Origin of the sequence: Citrobacter sp. CK206, assembly GCF_030333125.1 — a bacterium.
Taxonomy (GTDB): Bacteria; Pseudomonadota; Gammaproteobacteria; order Enterobacterales; family Enterobacteriaceae; genus Citrobacter_B; species Citrobacter_B koseri.
Genome location: NZ_JAOWGM010000026.1, coordinates 282,271 through 303,569, shown reverse-complemented (window position 1 = coordinate 303,569; position 21,299 = coordinate 282,271). Strand labels below are relative to the sequence as shown.

Genomic DNA, 21,299 nt, shown 5'->3' with positions numbered 1-21,299 from the left:
CCATGAAACATGACCATTTTGTTGTTCAAAGCCCCGATAAACCCGCGAAACAACTGCTGTTGCTGTTTCATGGCGTGGGCGATAACCCGGTCTCAATGGGAGAAATTGGCTCCTGGTTCGCACCGTTGTTTCCAGAGGCGCTGGTGGTCAGCATTGGCGGCGCGGAACCTTGTGGCCCGGCGCCTGGGCGTCAGTGGTTTTCGGTTCAGGATGTGACAGAAGAGAACCGCCAGGCGCGGGTTGATGCGATTATGCCGGTATTTATCGAGACGGTTCGCTACTGGCAGAAACAGAGTGGCGTTGGGCCGGAGGCTACCGCGCTGATTGGGTTTTCGCAGGGGGCGATTATGTCTCTTGAGAGCATCAAGGCCGAGCCGGGTCTGGCATCGCGCGTGATTGCTTTCAACGGACGCTACGCCAGCTTGCCGGAAACCGCCACGACCGCCACAACGGTACATTTGATTCACGGCGGTGAAGACCGGGTGATTGAGTTATCTCATGCGGTTGCCGCACAGGAAGCGTTAGTCCGTGCCGGAGGCGATGTGACGCTGGATATCGTCGAGGATTTAGGCCATGCGATTGACGATCGCAGTATGCAGTTTGCGCTCGACCATTTGCGCTATACCGTGCCGAAACACTACTTTGATGAAGCGTTGAGCGGCGGTAAGCCGAATGATGATGATATTATCGAAATGATATAAGCCGGAACTGAACCGTAGGCCGGATAGGGGCGAAGCCGCCATCCGGCATTCAGACGGTATGTTGACTGATGGCGACACGCTTATCAGGCCTACAGGTTTATCTGACTATTTCTTTGGCTGATCTTTCTTCGGCCAGTCGTCGTCATCGTCCCACTTATCGTTAAAATCACGATGCGGGGGCAGCTCCGGTTTATTGGCGAGGAATTTTTTGTGATCGACCCGCTTGAGGTCTTTGATCACATTGATCAGTACGCCCACCAAAAACACCAGCACCAGAATCCACCAATATTTTGCCAGCCAGTCCATGCTTATTTCCTCTTACAGGAACACGCGTCAGGCGACGAGTTGTTCCATGATACGTTGATACATGCGGGCAAGCAGTTGCAGATCGGCTGCATTAACACATTCATTAATTTTATGAATGGTGGCGTTGACCGGCCCGAGTTCGACTACCTGCGCCCCCATACGCGCAATAAAGCGCCCGTCGGACGTTCCACCCGTAGTGAGTAACTGCGGTTTTATCTCATTATAGTGCTCAATGGCGTTCACCACCGCATCCACCAGCTTGCCGCGCGCCGTCAGGAACGGCTGGCCGGAAAGCCACCAGTCCACCGTGTAGCGTAATTGATGTTTATCCAGCAGCGCGTGAACGCGCTCTTTGAGAGTCTCATCGGTCAGCTCGGTGCTGAAGCGGAAATTGAACTGAATAAACAGCTCGCCCGGAATGACGTTATTGCTGCCGGTGCCAGCCTGAATGTTGGCAATCTGCATACTGGTCGCCGGGAAAAATTCATTTCCCTGATCCCACTCGATCGCCACCAGTTCATTCAACATCGGCGCTGCGCGATGCACCGGGTTATCCGCCAGATGAGGATAAGCGACGTGCCCCTGCACACCGTGGATCGTCAGGTTGCAGGTCAGCGACCCGCGACGGCCATTCTTGACCACATCACCGACGATTTCAGTGCTGGACGGTTCGCCGACCAGGCAATAATCCAGACGTTCGTTACGCGCCATCAGCGTTTCGACCACCTTCACGGTGCCGTTTTTCGCGCTGGCTTCTTCATCCGAGGTGATAAGGAACGCCAGACGCCCCTGATGATCTGGATGCTGGGCGACGAAACGTTCAGCCGCAACGACCATCGCCGCCAGAGAGCCTTTCATGTCTGCCGCACCACGGCCAAACAGCATTCCGTCGCGGATTGTCGGTTCAAAAGGCGGGTTGATCCAGCGATCGACATCACCCGCTGGTACGACATCGGTATGCCCGGCAAAGGCCAGCGTTTCGCCTTGTCCGCGCCATGCCCAAAAATTCTGTGTATCGCCAAAATCCATATGCTCAACGGTAAAACCGATTGCACGCAGGCGTTCAATCATTAACGCCTGGCATCCTGCGTCATCTGGACTCAGGGAAGGGCGGCGAATAAGCTGCTGTGTCAGCTCAATAACCGGGCACGACATAGACTACACCTCATCAAAAAACTGCTGATAACTGGATTCGCTAAAACCCAGCAGCATAGGCTTCCCGGTCGCGCAGAGCAATGGGCGTTTGATAATTGCTGGCATTTCAGTCATTAATGCTGCGGCGGACGCCGCATCCGTGATGCCGTTACGCGTGGCTTCATCAAGTTTACGCCATGTCGTTCCGCGCGTATTCAGCAAGGGCTGCCAGCCTGACTCCGCAATAAACGTATTCAATAACGCGGCATCGATTCCGTCTGCGCGGTAATCGTGAAAGCGGTAGTCAATACCGTGAGCCTCCAGCCAGCGTCGCGCCTTTTTAATCGTGTCACAATTTTTGATGCCGTAGACGGTGATCATGTTGAATCCTTTTACGCGAATTACGAATAATTAAGCAATATTATCGTGGTATCCGTCAGTGCGGAACTGCCATATACCGGTTATTTATCATGACATAATAAACGGTAAATATAACATTGTTGAACTCTTGTGAATAATAATTCTGAAATGTTGCTTAATAAGCATCTCATCGGGAAGTATAAATCCAGCGAACTGCAATAGGCTGTTTCTTAACTGAAATGAGCGCGGTTTTCAGAAGTGGATTAATGTTTCAAAATATTGCAGTAAGTCACATAAAATTTATGGTTACAGGGTCATAGTAATGCCATGAACCCCATTCACCGGAGGATGTAATCACTGCAATCGGTTAAATTATCTTCTCTTGAGGATAATGTTTTCGTAGAATAGCCATAATAATAAGAGAGGTTGTTATGATTGAACGTGAACTGGGGAACTGGAAAGATTTTATCGAAGTTATGCTTCGCAAATAAATTTCTGGAAGATATCCTGATCCTGAAAAGGATAAGAAAAAGGCGACTCAAAGTAAGTCGCCTTTTTTGTGCCTTATTCCGGCTTCGGTTTCAGCGGGAAGCGGCGACGCACCAGCACAAAGAACAGCGGTACGAAGTAAATCGCCAGGATGGTGGCGGAGATCATCCCGCCCATGACGCCTGTCCCGACGGCATGCTGGCTCCCGGAACCCGCCCCGTTGCTAATCGCCATCGGCAGCACCCCGAAAATAAAGGCCAGAGAGGTCATCAGAATTGGGCGTAAACGCTGGCGGCAGGCATGCAGCGTGGCATCCAGCAGATCGTGGCCTTTCTCGTTCATCTCATTGGCGAATTCGACAATCAGGATCGCGTTTTTCGCGGAAAGGCCGATCACCGTTAGCAACCCGACCTGGAAGTAAACGTCATTTTCCAGTCCGCGCATCCAGGTGGCGAGCAGCGCGCCAATGACGCCCAGCGGCACCACCAGCATAACCGAGAACGGCACCGACCAGCTTTCATACAGCGCGGCCAGACACAGGAAAACGACCAGCAGCGAAATGGCGTACAGCGCAGGCGCCTGCGCGCCAGAGAGGCGTTCCTGATAAGACATCGCCGTCCATTCAAGCCCAAACCCCGTTGGCAACTGGCGAACCAGCGACTCCATTACATCCATTGCCGTACCGGTACTGACGCCAGGCGCCGCTTCGCCGACAATCTCGACCGCCGAGTAGCCGTTATAGCGCTCCAGACGCGGAGAGCCCGTTTCCCAGCGTGACGTCGCAAAGGCGGAGAAAGGCACCATGCCGCCGTCTTTATTACGCACATACCAGAGATTGATATCGTCCGGCAGCATGCGGTATTTCGCCGCCGCCTGTACATAGACCTTCTTCACGCGGCCCCGGTCCATAAAGTCATTGACGTAACTGGAGCCCCATGCGGTTTGCAGCGTGTCGTTGATGTCGTCGATAGAGACGCCCAGCGCCTGGGCTTTGCGCTGATCGATATCAATTTGCAACTGCGGACTGTCGTCCAGACCATTGTGACGCACGCGGGTCAGCGAACTGTCCTGCGCCGCCAGCTCAATCAACCGATCGCGCGCGGCCATTAAGGCATCGTGACCGGCGCCCGCGTGGTCCTGAAGTTCCATATCAAACCCTGCGGAACTGCCCAGACCGCTGATTGCCGGTGGACTGCTGGCGTAAACGCGCGCTTCTTTAATCTTGTTAAAGGCTTTCGTGGCGCGTTCAATAATGGCAAACGAGGTGCCGGTCGTGGCGTTGCGTTCGTCCCAGTCTTTTAAGCGGACAAACATGCGCGCCACGTTTTGACCGTTCCCGCCAGGCCCCGATCCCACCGTCGAGAAGACGGACATGACGTTGTCTTTCTCCTGGGTGAAGTAATATTTTTCAACTTCCTGCACCACTTTTAAGGTCTGCTGCTGCGTGGAGCCGCTTGGCAACTGTACTGAGGTAATAAACATCCCGCGATCTTCCTGCGGCAAGAAGGAGGTCGGCAGACGCAGGAACAGCACCACCATCGCGCCGAGCAACAGAACGTAGATCAGTATCCAGCGCAGGCTGCGATGCAGGATCTTCGCAACGCCTTTCTCGTAGCGTTCAGCGTTGCGGTTGAACGTCCGGTTAAACCAGCCGAAGAAGCCTTTCTGTCCGTGATGCTCGCCTTTGTGCAGGGGTTTTAGCAGCGTGGCGCACAGGGCGGGCGTCAGGATCATCGCCACCAGCACGGAGAGCACCATCGCGGCGACAATCGTGATGGAGAACTGGCGATAGATAGCCCCGGTCGTACCGCCAAAGAAAGCCATCGGCACAAATACGGCTGACAGCACCATCGCGATACCGACCAGCGCCCCTTGTATCTGCCCCATCGATTTTCTGGTGGCTTCGCGCGGTGAAAGACCTTCCTCGCTCATGATGCGCTCGACGTTTTCCACCACCACGATGGCGTCATCGACCAGCAGGCCGATCGCCAGCACCATCGCGAACATCGTCAGCGTGTTAATGCTGTAGTCGAAGGCATACAGGACGGAGAATGTCCCCATCAATACCACCGGTACGGCGATAGTGGGGATCAACGTGGCGCGGAAGTTTTGCAGGAACAGGTACATCACCAGGAACACCAGCGCGATGGCTTCCAGCAGGGTTTTCACCACATCGATAATCGAGGCTTTGACGAAGGAGGTGGTTTCATACGCCACCTTATACTCCAGACCGTGCGGGAAGTATTCGGCCAGCTCGTCCAGGCGGTTAAGCACCAGTTTGGCGGTTTCCATTTCGTTGGCGCCAGAGGCCAGTTTTACCCCCAGACCGGAGGCCGGATTACCGTTGAAGCGGCTGAGATAATCATATTTTTCAGCGCCCATTTCGACGGTCGCCACATCGCCCAGCTTGACCTCTGAACCATCCTGGTTGACGCGCAGCGTGATATCACGAAACTGCTCGGGCGTTTGCAGCAGCGACTGGGCGTTGATTGTCGCATTGAGCGCCTGCCTGTCGACCGAAGGCGTGCCGCCAAGCTGCCCGACGGCAATTTGCGCGTTCTGTGATTCGATAGCATCCGTGACATCTTTTGCGGTCATCTGGTAGCTGTTGAGTTTGGCCGGGTCCAGCCAGATACGCATCGAATATTGCGAACCGTAGGCATCGATATCCCCCACGCCGTTTACGCGGCTGAGCGGGTCCTGGATATTACTGGCGACATAGTCGGCGATGTCCTGTTTATCCATTGAGCCGTCGGTGGAGACAAACGCAATGGTCAGGATGTTGGTGTCCCCGGTTTTACGGACCGTGACGCCCTGGTTCTGTACCGCCTGCGGCAATTTACGCATTGCCGATTGCAGCTGGTTTTGTACCTGCTGGACGGCTTCATCGGGGTCGGTTCCGGCCACAAAACTGAGCGTCACCGTTGCCTGGCCCGTCCCGCTGCTTTGCGACGACATATACATCAGATTATCGAGGCCGGTCATATTCTGTTCGATAACCTGAGTGACGGTATTTTCCAGCGTCTGCGCGGATGCCCCCGGATAATTCGCGGTAATGCGGACGTTTGGCGGCGCCAGGTCGGGATATTGCTCTACGGGCAAAGAGAGAATGGCCAGGGTGCCCGTCAGACACAACAGGATTGCCAGCACCCAGGCAAAAATGGGGCGATCGATAAAGAAATTCGCCATTAAAGGAGGACCTCGTGTTTCTGCGTATAATTATTGGGTATGACCTGCTTCACTGTAGCGGCAAGGTACGTGTCAAACGTGGAGAAAAAAAGAAGATAATGTAAATTATCATGCACGTTTACAGCATACATTTTGTGCCAGTGCCGCCCTGTCTGTATTCCCGCCGTGCGGTGCTTTGCCGTTCTTTACGCTAATTGACCCTCTTCATCTTCCGATGAGCGAAAACTGATGCTGACCAGCGTCCCGCCCCCTGACGGTTGCGAGAAATTCAGCGTGCCGCTAAGTCTTTCCGCACGCTCGCGCATAATGTTCAGACCGTAGTGTCCCGTTGGTTCGTTCGGTTCGCCAATGCCAACGCCGTTATCCCGAATATAGACCGTATGGTTGCCATCGGGGGCGGTGACGCAGCTAACGGCGATCTCCGTGGCGCTGGCGTGTTTAATCGCATTCAGCACCGCCTCGCGAACGATTTGTAACAGGTGCACCTGCATTTGCGCATCCAGCGCCAGCGTCGGTAAACGGCAATCCAGCGTCAGTTTCGCGGAGGTCTGGCTTTGCAGGGTATCCAGCATTTCATGCAGCGCAGAAGGTAAGTCGGCCTGCTGTAACGTCAGGCGGAAGGTGGTCAGCAGCTCGCGCAACTGACGATAAGCGTCGTTCAGCGCCCGGGAGAAATCCGCCATGATGCTTTGCGCGGGGAGATTATCTTCTGGAATTGAGCGCTTCAGCAGCGTCAACTGAATGCGCAAATAGGAGAGCACCTGCGCCAGTGAGTCATGCAGCTCGCGGGCGATAGTCGCGCGTTCTTCCATCAGCAGCAGTTGCTGGAAATGTTTTTGCGCCTGATTAAAGTACAAACCGCGCCCCAGCATGGTCGATACGCTGTGCAGCAGCGGGGTGGAGGCGCTGACGTTGGGGCTTTGCCAGTGCAGTTCGCCGTAGACCGTTTCCTGCATCGTGACCGGCAGAATCTGCATGGGCAAATCAGCGCTTTCCGCTCCTTCGCTGATCCGCCAGTTATCGCCCACGGTTAATTCCAGATAGTAAGCGGCGTCATGTTCGCGGACGATCTGTAAAATATGGCGGAAACAGTGAACGTCGATTTGGCTGGTATTGAGCGCCTGTGAGCACTGGTACAGCACTTCCAGACGGCGGTTGGCTTCGTGCAGATCGTGGGTTTTTTCTTCTACCGAAGCCTCGAGAGAGCGGTACAGCTTATGCAACTCGCTCGACATCTGGCTAAACGTTTTGGCCAGCAGCCCCAGCTCATTCGGCAAGTGGGTATTCAGCGGCGGGATGTCGAACTGACCATGTTCAATGTGCTGGCTGGCGGCGACCAGTTGGTTAAGCGGCTGGACTACCTGCTGGCGAATACGCCGCAGGGTGAAAAAGACCAGCGTGAAGATCCCGATACCGCCCGCCAGCGATATGCCGACCACCAGCATCACCTTACGCTCGGCATAGTGTTGCAGCGCCAGAACGAAGAGATCAATCTGATCGACATAGTTATTAATATTGGCGCGATACCACTTTATATCCGCATCCACCAGTCTCGTGTTCATCTCCAGCCAGTTCGCATGCAGTTGCCCATAACGGCTTTTAACCGTCTGCGGGACGTACCAGGCGTTCAGGTTACTTAACGCGGGAGAGTTGAGCGCTTGCTGAAAAAGCTGACGGTGCGCGTTCAATTGCGGACTGCCGCTTTGCAGATCGTAACCCAGCCGGTAGCTCTGCATACGCAGTGAACCGGCCACGTTAATGGCCTCGGCATCCCGCAAACTGCTCGCCAGCGTCAGCAGGGCGATACCGGTTGAGAGAATCGACAGCAGCACAATGTAAAAAAAGGCCCGGGCCAGGCTGGCCGAGACAGGGCGTTTGACGACCACGCGCGTAATCCCCGAAAAATATGCTCACAGTGAACGGATAAATATTGGCAAGTGTAACTGAAACGCAATTTCACCAGCGATGAAATAAATTGATCTGCCACAGGTTCTGGATAAATAGTTGTGCGTCCTGGGCAAATGAACATTGCCGACCCCTTCGGCGTCGGTTAATAACATTCATATAAAGAATAAGGTTTTTGCCACCAAAACAGAAGGACGCCATGAATCGTTTTATTATGGCCAATAGCCAACAGTGCCTGGGATGCCATGCCTGTGAGGTCGCTTGCGTAATGGCCCACAATGATGAGCAACACGTACTGCACCAGCGGCATTTTCAGCCCCGAATTACGGTGATCAAACATCAGCATCAGCGCAGCGCGGTAACCTGCCACCACTGCGAGGATGCGCCTTGTGCCAGGAGTTGCCCAAATGGCGCAATCCGTCATGTCAAAGACAGCGTTCAGGTCAACCAGCAAAAATGTATCGGCTGTAAATCCTGCGTGGTTGCCTGTCCCTTCGGCACAATGCAGATAATCCTCACGCCAACAGGCCAGGATCAGGTCAAAGCCACGGCGCACAAATGCGATTTGTGTCTGGATCGCGAAGGCGGCCCGGCCTGTGTTGAAAACTGCCCGGCAGATGCGTTGCAATTGGTAACGGAAGCGTCGCTGACCCGGCTGTCGAAAGCGCGGCGTCTGCGCACCGCGCGTCAGGAAAATCAGCCCTGGCATGCCTGTGCGACGGGAGTCACTCCTGGTGCGCTCAATAAAGTCGAACAGATGCGGGCGACGCCCCCACGCGGCGAGCCGGATAAGCTGGCGATTGACGCGCGAAAAACCAGCTTTGATGAAATCTACCTGCCGTTTCGTACCGCGCAGGCTGAACGCGAAGCGGCCCGTTGCCTGAAGTGCGGTGAACACAGTATCTGCGAGTGGACGTGTCCGCTGCACAACCATATTCCGCAGTGGATTGAGCTGGTAAAAGCGGGAAACATTGACGATGCGGTGGCGCTGTCGCACCAGACTAACTGCCTGCCGGAAATTACCGGGCGCGTATGCCCGCAGGACAGGCTGTGCGAAGGCGCCTGTACGGTGCGCGATGAGTATGGCGCGGTGACGATCGGCAATATTGAACGCTACATTTCCGACCGGGCGCTGGACAAAGGCTGGCGGCCAGACCTGAGCGGCGTGCAGCAGCAGGATAAACGCGTGGCGATTATTGGCGCGGGTCCGGCCGGGCTGGCCTGCGCAGATGTGCTGGCGCGTCATGGCGTGAGCACGACCGTGTTCGATCGCCACCCTGAAATTGGCGGCCTGCTGACCTTTGGCATTCCCTCTTTTAAGCTGGATAAATCACTGCTGGCGCGCCGTCGCGAAATCTTCAGCGCGATGGGAATTCATTTTGAACTGAACTGCGAAGTCGGCAAAGACGTCAGGCTGGCGTCGCTGCTGGATGAGTACGATGCGGTTTTTGTCGGCGTCGGCACATACCGTTCCATGAAAGCCGACCTGCCAAACGAAGATGCGCCGGGCGTATATGATGCGCTGCCGTTCCTGATTGCCAACACGAAACAGGTTATGGGGCTGGATGAATTGCCTGACGAACCTTTTATCGACACCGCCGGGCTTAATGTTGTGGTGCTGGGCGGCGGCGATACCGCGATGGACTGCGTGCGTACCGCGCTGCGTCATGGCGCAAGCCAGGTGACCTGCGCATATCGTCGCGACGAGGCAAATATGCCGGGGTCGAAAAAAGAGGTAAAAAACGCGCGGGAAGAGGGGGCGAACTTTGAATTTAACGTACAGCCGGTTGAGCTGGTGCTGAATGCCGACGGTTGCGTCAGCGGCGTGCGTTTTTTACGTACTCAGCTTGGCGAACCCGATGCGCAGGGGCGTCGCCGCCCGATGCCCATCGCGGGCAGCGAGTTTGTCATGCCCGCTGATGCGGTAATTATGGCGTTTGGTTTTCATCCGCATGGTATGCCGTGGCTGGAGGCGCACGGTGTGAAAGTGGACGACTGGGGGCGCATTGCGGCAAATGTCGAAAGCGCGTTCCGTTACCAGACCAGTAATCCTAAAATCTTCGCGGGCGGTGACGCCGTGCGCGGCGCCGATCTGGTGGTGACGGCGATGGCGGAAGGGCGTCACGCCGCGCAGGGGATTATTCAGTGGCTGGGGATCATGCAAACCGGATAAGTCTCCATTCGGCGCGAGCAGCATGATAGCGCGCAGACAAAACCGACCTTGCGGCGTAAGATTACCTGTCTTCTTACGCTGTGGAGCCGGTATGTCGCAAAAAATTACTCTCATCAAAGACAAAGTTCTCTCTGATAACTACTTCATCCTGCGCAATATTACCTACGATCTGACCCGTAAAAATGGCGATGTGATTCGCCATAAGCGCGAGGTTTACGATCGCGGCAATGGCGCAACGATCCTGCTGTATAACCGCGAAAAACAGACCGTGGTGCTCATCCGCCAGTTTCGCGTTGCCACCTGGGTGAACGGCAATGAAAGCGGCCAGTTGATAGAAACCTGCGCCGGGCTGCTGGATAACGACGAGCCGGAAGCGTGCATTCGCAAAGAAGCGATTGAAGAGACCGGCTATGAAGTGGGTGAGGTGCGTAAACTGTTTGAGTTATACATGTCGCCTGGCGGCGTGACGGAACTGATTCACTTCTTCATTGCAGAATACAGCGACAGCCAGCGGGCAAACGCAGGCGGCGGTGTGGAAGATGAAGATATTGAGGTACTGGAACTGCCATTGACACAGGCGCTGGCGATGATCAAAACCGGCGAGATACGAGACGGTAAGACCGTGTTATTGCTCAATTATTTGCATTCTTCCTCGCTAATTGGTTGATAAATAAGGTTTATATTTCTTTACATAATGATGTCGCTATCCGACAAATCTGATTGAGCCACAGGAGTCGCGCAAGGAAGATACCGCCTAAAGCCGTTTCGTTTTTCTTCTGGGGTTGTACCGTCCATGCGCAATCGCGTTATTTTCGTTTTCCTGCTCGGTCTGCTGCCGACGTCGCTGACGTGGGCGGCGCCAGCGCAGCAGACTTTTTCTGACTGGCAGGTCACCTGTAACAATCAGAATTTTTGCGTGGCGCGTAATACCGGCGAACATCACGGGCTGGTGATGACCTTAAGCCGCAGCGCCGGGGCGCATACCGATGCGGTACTTCGCATTGATTTGGGGGGGCTGACCTCACCCGGTGCGAAAGAGGCGGAGATTGCGCCGCGTCTGCTGCTGGATGAAAAACCGCTGCCGCTAAATGCCGGGCAATGGCGCATTACGCCCTGGCATCTGATGACGGACGACACCGCCACCATTGCTGCGTTTTTACAGACCATTCAGGAAGCCCAGGCGATTACCCTGAAAAAGGGAAAACAGACGATTTCTCTGGTGGGGCTTAAAGCTGCGCTGTTGTTTATCGACGCACAGCAAAAACGCGTTGGCAGCGAAACGGCGTGGATTGATAAAGGGAATGATCCACCGCTCAGCGTGCCGCCCGCGCCAGCGCTGAAAGGCGTGGCTATCGTCAACCCAACGCCGACGCCGCTCTCTTATGATGAACGCAACGATCTGCTGGATTACGGTAACTGGCGGATGAGCGGTATTCACTGCTCGCTTGACCCGATGCGCCGGGAAGTGCGCGTCGCGGCCCTGACCGATGACAAAGCCCTGCTGATGACCGGTTGCGAAGCCGGAGCCTATAATACGGTCGATCTCGCGTGGATTGTCTCACGCAAAAAACCATTCGCTTCCCGCGCCGTACGGTTGCGTTTGCCCTTTAACTCCGGGGCTGAAAGCAATGATATGGAGCTGATGAACGCGGTTTTTGACGAGAAATCCCGGGAATTAATCACGCTGGCAAAAGGGCGTGGGTTGGCCGATTGCGGTATCCAGACGCGCTGGCGTTTTGACGGCCAGCGTTTTCGTCTGGTGCGTTATGCCGAAGAGCCAAGCTGCGATAACTGGCATGGGCCAGATGCCTGGCCCACGTTGTGGATCACACGTTAGGGGCGCCCGGCGGCGCTAACGCTTACCGGGCCTACGGACTGTTTTGTCGGCCGGATAAGACGCATCGCGTCGTCATCCGGCAGAGCGCCCGGTGGCGCTAACGCTTACCGGGCCTACGGGCCATTTTGTAGGCCGGATAAGACGCATCGCGTCGCCATCCGGCTTCCGACACTCTCATCCATTTTTACGCTTTAAGCACCTTATGCGCTTTTTCGACGATATTCTCGACCGTAAAGCCGAAATAAGGGAACAGTTTTTCGGCCGGGGCCGATTCGCCATATCCCGTCATCCCGACAATCGCGCCTTTCAGCCCGACATATTTGTACCAGTAGTCGGCAATGCCTGCCTCAATCGCCACGCGAGCGGCAACGTTCGACGGCAGCACCGATTCACGATACGCCTCATCCTGAGCATCAAAAATATCCGTCGAAGGCAGGGACACCACCCGGACGTTATGACCTTCTCCGGTCAGCTTTTCTGCCGCCAGCAGGGTGATTTCCATTTCAGACCCGGTGGCAATCAGGATCACATCCGGCTTACCGCCGCTGTCTTTCAGCACATAACCACCACGGGCGATCTCCTTCACCTGCTCCGGGGTACGCTCCACCTGCGCCAGATTCTGCCTTGAGAGAATCAGCGCCGTCGGGCCGGTATGGCGCTCAACCGCCAGCTTCCAGCCGACTGCCGCCTCAACCTGATCGCACGGACGCCAGGTGCTGAAATTCGGCGTCAGACGCAGGCTGGCCAGTTGCTCCACGGCCTGGTGCGTCGGCCCATCTTCACCCAGCCCGATGGAGTCGTGGGTATAAACCATGATCTGCCGGGCTTTCATCAACGCCGCCATTCGCGCCGCGTTACGGGCGTATTCCACAAACATCAGAAAGGTCGCGGTGTAAGGCACAAATCCGCCGTGGTGGGCAATGCCGTTGGCAATGGCCGTCATACCAAATTCGCGTACGCCGTAGTGAATGTAATTCCCGGCCGGATCTTCTTTCAGCGACGTCGAACCTTTCCAGATAGTCAGGTTACTGGGCGCGAGATCCGCCGAGCCGCCGAGCAGTTCCGGCAGTATTGGGCCGTAGGCGTTCAGCGTATTTTGCGATGCCTTGCGGGTGGCGATTTTGGCCGGGTTGGCCTGCAATTCAGCAATGTATTTTCGCGTCGTGGTTTCCCAGGACTCTGGCAACTCGCCGCGCATTCGTCGGGTAAACGCTCTTGCCAGATCGGGATACGCTTTCTGATACGCCGCGAACTTCTCCTGCCATGCCTGCTGCGCTTTTTCCCCTTTTTCACGCGCATCCCAGGCACGGTAAATCTCTTTCGGGATCTCAAAAGCAGGGTGATGCCAGCCCAGTTTCTGGCGGGTCAGCGCCACCTCTTCTTCTCCCAGCGCCGCGCCGTGAGACTCTTCTTTCCCGGCTTTATTCGGTGAGCCGAAGCCGATTACCGTCCGGCAAATAATCAACGACGGTTTGTCTTTCACACTCTGCGCTTCAAGAATCGCTTTCTTCACGGCTTCGGGATCGTGCCCGTCGATCTCATGCACTACATGCCAGTGATACGCTTCGAACCGTTTGGCGGTATCGTCGGTAAACCAGCCTTCGGTTTCGCCATCAATTGAGATGCCGTTGTGATCGTAGAAGCCGATTAGCTTGCCCAGCCCCAGCGTACCCGCCAGCGAGCAGACTTCGTGCGAAATCCCCTCCATCAGGCAGCCATCGCCCATAAAGACATACGTGTAGTGATCGACGATGTCATGATCGGGCTGATTAAACTGCGCGGCCAGCGTGCGTTCGGCAATCGCCAGACCGACGGCATTCGCCAGTCCCTGACCTAATGGCCCGGTGGTGGTTTCAACGCCTGGCGTATAGCCGATTTCCGGGTGTCCCGGCGTTTTTGAATGGAGCTGACGGAAGTTTTTCAGCTCCTCGATTGGCAGATCGTAGCCGGTCAGGTGCAGCAGGCTGTAGAGCAGCATTGACGCGTGGCCGTTGGAAAGAATAAAGCGATCGCGGTCATACCAGGTGGGGTCGGTCGGGTTGTGGCGGAGAAAATCATTCCACAGCACTTCAGCAATATCCGCCATGCCCATCGGCGCGCCGGGATGACCGGAATTGGCTTTTTGTACGGCATCCATACTGAGCGCACGAATGGCATTGGCAAGGTCTTTTCGGGACATAAATCACTCCGTGGCAAGGTTTACAGTTTGGCGGCGAGCAGGTCTTCCAGTTTGCGTTGGTCAACGGCGAACAGGCGGATACCTTCCGACAGTTTCTCAACGGCCATCGCGTCCTGATTATGTTCCCAGCGGAATTCCGCTTCGGTCATCGGGGTTGGGCGATGGAACGTCTGCGATGACGGCACCAGTTTGCGGATCACCGGCTCTTCTTTTTCTTGTAGCGCTTTCAGTAGGTTGGGAGAAATGGTCAGGCGATCGCAGCCTGTCAGCGCCAGGATTTGCTCGGTGCGACGGAAACTGGCCCCCATGACGATGGTTTCGTAGCGGTGACGTTTGAAGTAGTCATAGATATTACGTACCGATTTCACCCCCGGATCTTCTTCCACGACGTAGGGGTCCATCGGGCTGTGCGCCTGATACCAGTCATAGATACGCCCGACGAACGGCGAAACCAGAAAAACGCCCGCTTCCGCGCAGGCGCGCGCCTGTGCAAAAGAGAACAGCAGCGTCAGGTTACAGTTGATGCCTTCTTTCTCCAGCTCTTCCGCCGCCCGTATCCCTTCCCAGGTTGACGCGAGCTTAATTAAAATGCGCGATTTTTCCACGCCCTGCTGCTGGTAGAGGTCAACCAGGTGGCGGGCCTTCTGCATACTTTTTTCTTTATCGAAGGATAAGCGCGCGTCCACTTCCGTAGAGACCCGTCCGGGGACGATTTTCAGAATTTCCGCACCGAAATTGACGGCCAGTTTATCGCTGGCCTCGGCGACCTGCTGCTCCTGGGTTTTACCGCGTTTCTTGCCCCAGGCGATCGCGTCATCAATCAAATGGCTGTATTGCGCAAGGCCAGCCGCTTTTAGCAGCAGTGAGGGATTGGTGGTGGCGTCCTGAGGCTGATAATGGCGAATGGATTCGATATCGCCGCTGTCTGCCACGACAGTGGTGAATTGTTTGATGCCGTCTAACTGGTTCATAGGAAATACTCCTTGAAAAGTAAAGCGTTAGGTGAGTGCGTTGATTCACACTTCTGAGAAATTCATGCAGTACACAACAAAAAAGCATAGCAGACAGGCATGGTAATGCGGGTTTAAGCGGGTAACATGGATGCTATAAATTGATAACAAATTCTTTCTTTGAGTAGTGAGAGTATGGCTACCTTCAAAGTTTATGCCGCGCAGGGAGGTGATAATGTGCGGCGCACCAGAGGTTACCCGCGCCACTTTTTTGATCGATACGTGAAAGGAACAACAAGATGGATGACCAATTAAAACAAAGCGCCCTCGATTTCCACGAATTTCCCGTTCCAGGTAAAATCCAGGTTTCCCCGACCAAGCCCCTTGCCACACAGCGCGATCTGGCGCTGGCCTATTCGCCAGGCGTAGCGGCGCCGTGTCTTGAAATTGAAAAAGACCCGCTGGCGGCTTACAAATACACCGCTCGCGGCAATCTGGTCGCGGTGGTCTCTAACGGAACGGCGGTGCTCGGCCTGGGCAACATCGGCGCGCTGGCCGGTAAACCGGTAATGGAAGGTAAGGGCGTTCTGTTTAAGAAATTCGCGGGCATCGACGTGTTTGATATTGAAGTCGATGAACATAACCCGGATAAATTCATTGATGTCGTTGCCGCGCTGGAGCCGACGTTCGGCGGGATTAACCTCGAAGATATTAAAGCGCCTGAATGTTTCTATATCGAGCAGAAACTGCGTGAGCGCATGAATATTCCGGTATTCCATGATGACCAGCACGGAACGGCGATTATCAGCACCGCCGCTATTCTTAACGGCCTGCGCGTGGTGGAAAAAAATATCTCTGACGTGCGGATGGTGGTTTCCGGGGCAGGGGCGGCGGCAATCGCCTGTATGAACCTGCTGGTGGCGTTGGGGATGCAGAAACACAATATCGTGGTCTGTGACTCGAAAGGCGTTATCTATAAAGATCGCGAACCCAACATGGTGGAGACCAAAGCGGCCTATGCGGTGGTGGATGACGGCAAACGCACGCTGGATGACGTGATCGACGGGGCGGACATTTTCCTGGGCTGCTCCGGCCCGAAAGTGCTGACCCAGGAGATGGTGAAAAAAATGGCGCGTGCGCCGATGATCCTGGCGCTGGCGAACCCGGAGCCGGAAATTCTGCCGCCGCTGGCGAAAGAAGTGCGTTCAGACGCCATCATCTGTACCGGACGTTCCGACTATCCGAACCAGGTCAACAACGTGCTCTGCTTCCCGTTCATCTTCCGTGGCGCGCTGGATGTCGGCGCAACCGCGATCAACGAAGAGATGAAACTGGCGGCGGTACACGCCATTGCCGAACTGGCGCACGCCGAACAAAGTGAAGTGGTCGCTTCCGCCTATGGCGATCAGGACTTGAGCTTCGGCCCGGAATACATCATTCCAAAACCGTTCGACCCGCGCCTGATTGTGAAGATTGCGCCTGCCGTGGCGAAAGCGGCGATGGACTCCGGCGTGGCAACGCGGCCGATCGCTGATTTCGATGCCTACATCGATAAGCTGACCGAATTTGTCTACAAAACCAATCTGTTCATGAAGCCAATCTTCTCTCTGGCCCGTAAAGCGCCGAAGCGCGTGGTGCTGGCGGAAGGGGAAGAGGCGCGTGTCCTGCATGCGACGCAGGAGCTGATTACGTTAGGTCTGGCGAAACCGATCCTGATTGGTCGTCCGAGCGTGATCGAAATGCGCATTCAGAAGCTGGGGCTACAGATCAAATCGGGTGTGGATTTCGAGATCGTTAATAATGAATCCGATCCGCGCTTCAAAGAGTACTGGGGTGAATACTATAAGATCATGAAACGCCGTGGCGTGACGCAGGAACAGGCGCAGCGGGCGGTGATCAGCAATACCACGGTGATTGGCGCGATCATGGTTCTGCGCGGTGAAGCGGATGCGATGATCTGCGGCACCATCGGCGAATACCACGAACACTTCAGCGTGGTGCAGGAACTGTTTGGCTACCGTGAGGGCGTCCACGCGGCGGGGGCGATGAACGCCTTGCTGTTGCCGAGCGGCAACACCTTTATCGCCGACACCTATGTCAATGACGATCCGACGCCGGAGCAACTGGCGGAAATTACGTTAATGGCTGCGGAAACGGTGCGCCGCTTTGGTATTGAGCCGAAGGTGGCGCTGTTGTCGCATTCCAACTTTGGTTCGTCTAAGTCTGTCGCTGCTTGCAAAATGCGTCAGACGCTGGAGTTAGTACGCGAGCGCGCGCCTGAGCTGATGATCGACGGCGAAATGCACGGTGATGCCGCGCTGGTTGAAAGTATTCGCAACGACAGGATGCCGGACAGCCCGCTGAAAGGGGCGGCGAATATTTTAATTATGCCTAACGTGGAGGCCGCGCGTATTAGTTACAACTTACTGCGTGTCTCCAGCTCGGAAGGCGTGACGGTAGGGCCGGTATTGATGGGCGTTGCCAAACCGGTGCATGTATTAACGCCGATCGCTTCTGTTCGCCGTATCGTTAATATGGTGGCGCTGGCGGTGGTCGAAGCGCAAACGCAGCCACTGTAATTTCACTTTAATTCATTCCGGCGCGGGGTTCCCCGCGCTTTTTTATTTCCTCCTTTCTTAGTGATCTACTTCACCTTTTAAATCTGCTTGCCGAATTTTGTTATTTACTCTGACAAAAAATTGCCACGATGAGGTCAGTTTCAGCGGAGGCGGTGAGCAATGGATAAAGAACGCATTATTCAGGAATTTGTGCCGGGGAAACAGGTCACGCTGGCGCATCTGATTGCCCACCCGGGTGAAGAACTGGCGAAAAAGATCGGCGTTCCCGAAGCGGGCGCCATCGGCATCATGACGCTAACGCCAGGGGAAACGGCGATGATCGCGGGCGATTTAGCCATGAAAGCCGCCGATGTTCATATCGGTTTTCTCGATAGATTCAGCGGCGCGCTGGTGATTTATGGCTCCGTTGGCGCCGTCGAGGAAGCCTTATTGCAAACGGTCAGCGGGCTGGGACGCTTATTAAATTTCACGTTGTGCGAATTAACAAAAAGTTAATTGGGGGGCGGTAATGAAACGTATTGCGTTTGTCGGCACCGTTGGCGCGGGGAAAACAACGCTTTTTAACGCCTTGCAGGGAAATTATTCCCTCGCCCGAAAAACACAAGCCGTGGAATTTAATGACAACGGCGATATCGATACGCCGGGAGAATATTTTAGCCATCCTCGCTGGTATCACGCCTTAATTACCACGCTACAGGATGTGGATACGCTGATTTATGTACATGCGGCAAATGACCGCGAAAGTCGCTTACCCGCCGGGTTATTGGATATTGGCGCCAGTAAACGACACATCGCCGTCATCAGCAAAACGGACATGCCGGATGCCGACGTCGCCGCCGCGCGACAGCTACTGAGCGGGTTGGGATTTCAGGAGCCGATTTTCGAGCTCAACAGCCATGACCCGCAAAGTGTGCAGCACCTGGTGGATTATCTGGCAGCACTCACCGAACAGGAGGAAGGCGCAGGTGAAGAAACTCATCACAGCTAACGATATTCGTGCGGCTCACGCACGCGGCGAACAGGAAATGTCGGTTGTTCTGCGCGCCAGCATCATTACCCCGGAAGCCCGCGAAGTTGCGGAACTGCTGGACTTCACGATCGTGGAATGCGACGAATCGGCACCGGCTGTCGCGCCGGTGGAAGACGCGAAAACCGAAAGTCAGCGCATTCGTGAAACCATCATCGCACAACTGCCGGAAGGGCAGTTTACCGAAAGCTTGGTCGCGCAGCTGATGGACAAAGTGATGAAGGAAAAACAGTCGCTGGAGCAGGCTGACATGCAGCCGGGCTTTAAGTCGGTCACCGGCAAGGGCGGCGTAAAAGTGATCGACGGCAGCAGCGTGAAGTTTGGTCGCTTCGACGGCGCGCAGCCCCACTGTGTCGGCTTAACGGATTTGGTCACCGACAAGGACGGCAGCAGCATGGCCGCCGGGTTCATGCAGTGGGATAACGCCTTTTTCCCGTGGACGCTGAACTACGACGAGATCGATATGGTACTGGAGGGCGAACTGCATGTGCGTCATGAAGGCGAAACCATGATCGCGAAAGCCGGGGACGTGATGTTTATCCCGAAAGGCTCCAGCATTGAGTTTGGCACACCGTCGACCGTGCGCTTCTTATACGTTGCCTGGCCTGCGAACTGGCAGTCCTGCTAAGGCGGATGTATGAAGGATTTCATTACCGAAGCATGGCTCAGAGCGAATCATACGCTTAGCGAAGGGGCGGAGATCCATCTTCCCGCTGACGCTCGCCTGACGCCATCTGCCCGGGAATTGCTGGAAAGCCGCCATTTGCGCATCAAGTTTCTGGATGAGCAAGGCCGTCTTTTTGTCGATGACGATGAGCAGCAATTACAGCCGGTGCACGGTTTGACCAGCAGCGATACGCACCCTAAGGCGTGCTGCGAACTGTGTCGCCAGCCGGTGGCGAAAAAGCCCGATACGCTGACCCACCTGACCGCCGACAAAATGGTTGCGAAAAGCGATCCGCGCCTGGGATTTCGCGCCGCGCTGGACAGCACCATCGCGCTGGTGGTGTGGCTGCAAATTGAGTTGCCGGAGCAGTGGCAACCCTGGCTTGCTGACATTCGTTCCCGCCTGGGCAACATCATGCGTGCTGATGCGATGGATGAACCGCTGGCCGCGCAGGCCATTGTGGGGCTAAACGAAGACGAATTGCATCGTCTGTCCCATCAGCCGCTGCGCTATCTCGATCACGATCATCTGGTGCCGGAAGCCAGCCACGGCCGCGATGCCGCGCTGCTGAATCTGCTGCGTACCAAAGTACGTGAAACAGAAGTCGTGGCCGCTCAGGTCTTTATCACCCGCAATTTTGACGTGCTGCGCCCGGATCTTCTACAGGCGTTGAACCGCCTCTCCAGTACGGTCTACGTGATGATGATTTTGTGCGTGACGAAGCATCCGCTCACCGTCAGCCAGATTCAACAGCGACTGGGAGGGGAGCAATGATCATTGAACGTTGCCGCGAACAGGCCTTACGCGCGCCCGCCAGGGTGGTCTTCCCGGATGCGCTGGATGTCCGTGTCCTGAAGGCGGCGCACTATCTGCAACGGCATGGTCTGGCGCGACCGGTTCTTGTCACCAGCCCGTTTGCGCTACGCCAGTTTGCGCTCACTCACCGTATCGCGATGGATGGCATTCAGGTGATTGACCCACAGAGCAATCTGTCTATGCGCGAGGTGTTCGCCGGGCGCTGGCTGGCGCGGGCGGGAGAGAAAACACCGCCGGATGCGCTGGAAAAACTGAACGACCCGCTGATGTTCGCCGCCGCGATGGTGAGCGCCGGTCATGCCGATGTGTGCATTGCCGGCAACCTCTCTTCGACAGCGAACGTGCTACGGGCAGGGCTACGCCTGATCGGTTTGCAGCCGGGCTGCAAAACGCTGTCGTCGATCTTCCTGATGCTGCCGCAGTACACCGGGCAGGCGCTGGGATTCGCCGATTGCAGCGTGGTGCCGCAACCCACGGCAGCGCAACTGGCGGATATCGCCATCGCCAGCGCGCAGACCTGGCGAACCATTACCGGAGAGGAGCCTCGGGTCGCCATGCTGTCGTTCTCCAGTCATGGCAGCGCGCGTCACCCCAATGTCGCCAATGTGCAGCAGGCGACAGAGATCGTTCGTGAGCGCGCGCCGGATTTGATTGTTGACGGCGAGTTGCAGTTTGACGCCGCTTTCGTCCCGGACGTCGCCGCGCAAAAAGCGCCCGCCAGTCCGTTACAGGGCAAAGCCAATGTGATGGTCTTTCCGTCACTGGAAGCGGGCAACATTGGCTACAAAATCGCCCAGCGTCTGGGAGGATATCGCGCCGTTGGGCCGCTGATTCAGGGGCTTGCCGCACCGCTTCACGATCTCTCCCGAGGCTGTAGCGTACAGGAAATTATCGAACTGGCGTTGGTGGCAGCAGTGCCGCGCCAGACTGACGTGAGTCGTGAACTCGACTCGCAAACACTGGTTGTATAAAGGTCCCGTCTGGACC

At 55.7% G+C, this 21,299-nt stretch carries 18 protein-coding genes; 11 read left to right on the top strand and 7 right to left on the bottom strand.

Features of this window, described 5'->3' with window-relative positions; all coding sequences use genetic code 11:
* Positions 1-2 precede the first annotated feature (2 nt).
* Entirely contained in the window at positions 3-701 is a 699-nt protein-coding gene (ypfH, locus tag OGX81_RS11555; RefSeq protein WP_058667868.1) for an esterase, read from the top strand.
* Positions 702-806: 105 nt separating this feature from the next.
* Here the strand turns inward: ypfH and OGX81_RS11550 are convergent, their stop codons facing one another.
* The 3 genes from OGX81_RS11550 to OGX81_RS11540 are packed head-to-tail and all read right to left on the bottom strand — an operon-like array spanning position 807 to position 2,522.
* Positions 807-1,007, bottom strand: a complete 201-nt coding sequence (locus OGX81_RS11550; RefSeq protein WP_012131308.1) for a YpfN family protein — start codon at positions 1,005-1,007, stop codon at positions 807-809.
* A 27-nt stretch (positions 1,008-1,034) separates the two neighbouring features.
* The gene (dapE, locus tag OGX81_RS11545) at positions 1,035-2,162 is read right to left on the bottom strand and encodes a succinyl-diaminopimelate desuccinylase (protein WP_012131309.1); all 1,128 of its coding nucleotides are present in this window, start codon (positions 2,160-2,162) and stop codon (positions 1,035-1,037) included.
* 3 nt (positions 2,163-2,165) lie between these two features.
* A complete protein-coding gene (locus OGX81_RS11540) occupies positions 2,166-2,522 on the bottom strand; it encodes an ArsC family reductase (protein ID WP_012131310.1) in 357 nt (118 codons plus the stop codon).
* 410 nt (positions 2,523-2,932) lie between these two features.
* On the opposite strand from OGX81_RS11540, the gene ypfM reads away from it, so the two are divergent.
* Entirely contained in the window at positions 2,933-2,992 is a 60-nt protein-coding gene (gene ypfM / locus OGX81_RS11535; protein WP_001386977.1) for a protein YpfM, read from the top strand.
* 73 nt (positions 2,993-3,065) lie between these two features.
* Here ypfM and acrD read toward each other — a convergent pair whose 3' ends face one another.
* Both acrD and narQ read right to left on the bottom strand, forming a co-directional pair.
* On the bottom strand, positions 3,066-6,179 hold the full coding sequence (acrD, locus tag OGX81_RS11530) for a multidrug efflux RND transporter permease AcrD (RefSeq protein WP_047462093.1): 3,114 nt from the start codon (positions 6,177-6,179) through the stop codon (positions 3,066-3,068).
* 185 nt (positions 6,180-6,364) lie between these two features.
* Positions 6,365-8,065 (bottom strand): nitrate/nitrite two-component system sensor histidine kinase NarQ, encoded by a 1,701-nt coding sequence (gene narQ / locus OGX81_RS11525; RefSeq protein WP_104868364.1) that lies wholly within the window; start codon positions 8,063-8,065, stop codon positions 6,365-6,367.
* 218 nt (positions 8,066-8,283) lie between these two features.
* Here narQ and aegA point away from each other — a divergent pair, with 218 nt between their 5' ends.
* From aegA to OGX81_RS11510, 3 genes are all read left to right on the top strand, one after another.
* Positions 8,284-10,257 (top strand): formate-dependent uric acid utilization protein AegA, encoded by a 1,974-nt coding sequence (gene aegA, locus OGX81_RS11520; RefSeq protein ID WP_104868365.1) that lies wholly within the window; start codon positions 8,284-8,286, stop codon positions 10,255-10,257.
* A gap of 91 nt (positions 10,258-10,348) precedes the next feature.
* Positions 10,349-10,924, top strand: a complete 576-nt coding sequence (gene nudK, locus OGX81_RS11515) for a GDP-mannose pyrophosphatase NudK (RefSeq protein ID WP_104868366.1) — start codon at positions 10,349-10,351, stop codon at positions 10,922-10,924.
* 126 nt (positions 10,925-11,050) lie between these two features.
* Entirely contained in the window at positions 11,051-12,094 is a 1,044-nt protein-coding gene (locus OGX81_RS11510; protein WP_104868367.1) for a DUF1176 domain-containing protein, read from the top strand.
* 184 nt (positions 12,095-12,278) lie between these two features.
* Here the strand turns inward: OGX81_RS11510 and tkt are convergent, their stop codons facing one another.
* Positions 12,279-14,273 carry a transketolase gene (gene tkt / locus OGX81_RS11505; protein WP_012131322.1) on the bottom strand — a complete coding sequence of 665 codons (1,995 nt, stop codon included), beginning with the start codon at positions 14,271-14,273 and terminating at the stop codon, positions 12,279-12,281.
* Positions 14,274-14,293: 20 nt separating this feature from the next.
* Complete coding sequence (tal, locus tag OGX81_RS11500) at positions 14,294-15,244, bottom strand: transaldolase (RefSeq protein ID WP_104868368.1); 951 nt, start codon at positions 15,242-15,244, stop codon at positions 14,294-14,296.
* Positions 15,245-15,522: 278 nt separating this feature from the next.
* Between tal and maeB the strand changes: the two genes are divergently transcribed.
* From maeB to pta, 6 genes are all read left to right on the top strand, one after another.
* Positions 15,523-17,802 carry an NADP-dependent oxaloacetate-decarboxylating malate dehydrogenase gene (maeB, locus tag OGX81_RS11495; protein ID WP_012131325.1) on the top strand — a complete coding sequence of 760 codons (2,280 nt, stop codon included), beginning with the start codon at positions 15,523-15,525 and terminating at the stop codon, positions 17,800-17,802.
* Between the two features lie 159 nt (positions 17,803-17,961).
* Positions 17,962-18,297, top strand: coding sequence for an ethanolamine utilization microcompartment protein EutS (gene eutS / locus OGX81_RS11490; RefSeq protein ID WP_012131326.1), 336 nt, complete (start codon positions 17,962-17,964; stop codon positions 18,295-18,297).
* A gap of 13 nt (positions 18,298-18,310) precedes the next feature.
* Positions 18,311-18,790, top strand: a complete 480-nt coding sequence (gene eutP / locus OGX81_RS11485; RefSeq protein WP_012131327.1) for an ethanolamine utilization acetate kinase EutP — start codon at positions 18,311-18,313, stop codon at positions 18,788-18,790.
* Entirely contained in the window at positions 18,768-19,457 is a 690-nt protein-coding gene (gene eutQ / locus OGX81_RS11480) for an ethanolamine utilization acetate kinase EutQ (protein ID WP_012131328.1), read from the top strand. Before eutP ends, eutQ begins: the two co-directional genes overlap by 23 nt.
* Positions 19,458-19,466: 9 nt before the next feature.
* Positions 19,467-20,270, top strand: coding sequence for an ethanolamine utilization cob(I)yrinic acid a,c-diamide adenosyltransferase EutT (gene eutT / locus OGX81_RS11475; protein WP_012131329.1), 804 nt, complete (start codon positions 19,467-19,469; stop codon positions 20,268-20,270).
* Positions 20,267-21,283 carry a phosphate acetyltransferase gene (gene pta, locus OGX81_RS11470; protein WP_058667856.1) on the top strand — a complete coding sequence of 339 codons (1,017 nt, stop codon included), beginning with the start codon at positions 20,267-20,269 and terminating at the stop codon, positions 21,281-21,283. The genes eutT and pta overlap by 4 nt, the downstream gene beginning before the upstream one ends.
* The last annotated feature ends 16 nt before the right edge of the window (positions 21,284-21,299 follow it).

Coding starts and splice junctions, on each gene's coding strand:
- ypfH (WP_058667868.1), top strand. CDS start 3: ATGAAACATGACCATTTTGTTGTTCAAAGCCCCGATAAACCCGCGAAA.
- OGX81_RS11550 (WP_012131308.1), bottom strand. CDS start 1,007: ATGGACTGGCTGGCAAAATATTGGTGGATTCTGGTGCTGGTGTTTTTG.
- dapE (WP_012131309.1), bottom strand. CDS start 2,162: ATGTCGTGCCCGGTTATTGAGCTGACACAGCAGCTTATTCGCCGCCCT.
- OGX81_RS11540 (WP_012131310.1), bottom strand. CDS start 2,522: ATGATCACCGTCTACGGCATCAAAAATTGTGACACGATTAAAAAGGCG.
- acrD (WP_047462093.1), bottom strand. CDS start 6,179: ATGGCGAATTTCTTTATCGATCGCCCCATTTTTGCCTGGGTGCTGGCA.
- aegA (WP_104868365.1), top strand. CDS start 8,284: ATGAATCGTTTTATTATGGCCAATAGCCAACAGTGCCTGGGATGCCAT.
- nudK (WP_104868366.1), top strand. CDS start 10,349: ATGTCGCAAAAAATTACTCTCATCAAAGACAAAGTTCTCTCTGATAAC.
- OGX81_RS11510 (WP_104868367.1), top strand. CDS start 11,051: ATGCGCAATCGCGTTATTTTCGTTTTCCTGCTCGGTCTGCTGCCGACG.
- tkt (WP_012131322.1), bottom strand. CDS start 14,273: ATGTCCCGAAAAGACCTTGCCAATGCCATTCGTGCGCTCAGTATGGAT.
- tal (WP_104868368.1), bottom strand. CDS start 15,244: ATGAACCAGTTAGACGGCATCAAACAATTCACCACTGTCGTGGCAGAC.
- maeB (WP_012131325.1), top strand. CDS start 15,523: ATGGATGACCAATTAAAACAAAGCGCCCTCGATTTCCACGAATTTCCC.
- eutS (WP_012131326.1), top strand. CDS start 17,962: ATGGATAAAGAACGCATTATTCAGGAATTTGTGCCGGGGAAACAGGTC.
- eutP (WP_012131327.1), top strand. CDS start 18,311: ATGAAACGTATTGCGTTTGTCGGCACCGTTGGCGCGGGGAAAACAACG.
- eutT (WP_012131329.1), top strand. CDS start 19,467: ATGAAGGATTTCATTACCGAAGCATGGCTCAGAGCGAATCATACGCTT.
- pta (WP_058667856.1), top strand. CDS start 20,267: ATGATCATTGAACGTTGCCGCGAACAGGCCTTACGCGCGCCCGCCAGG.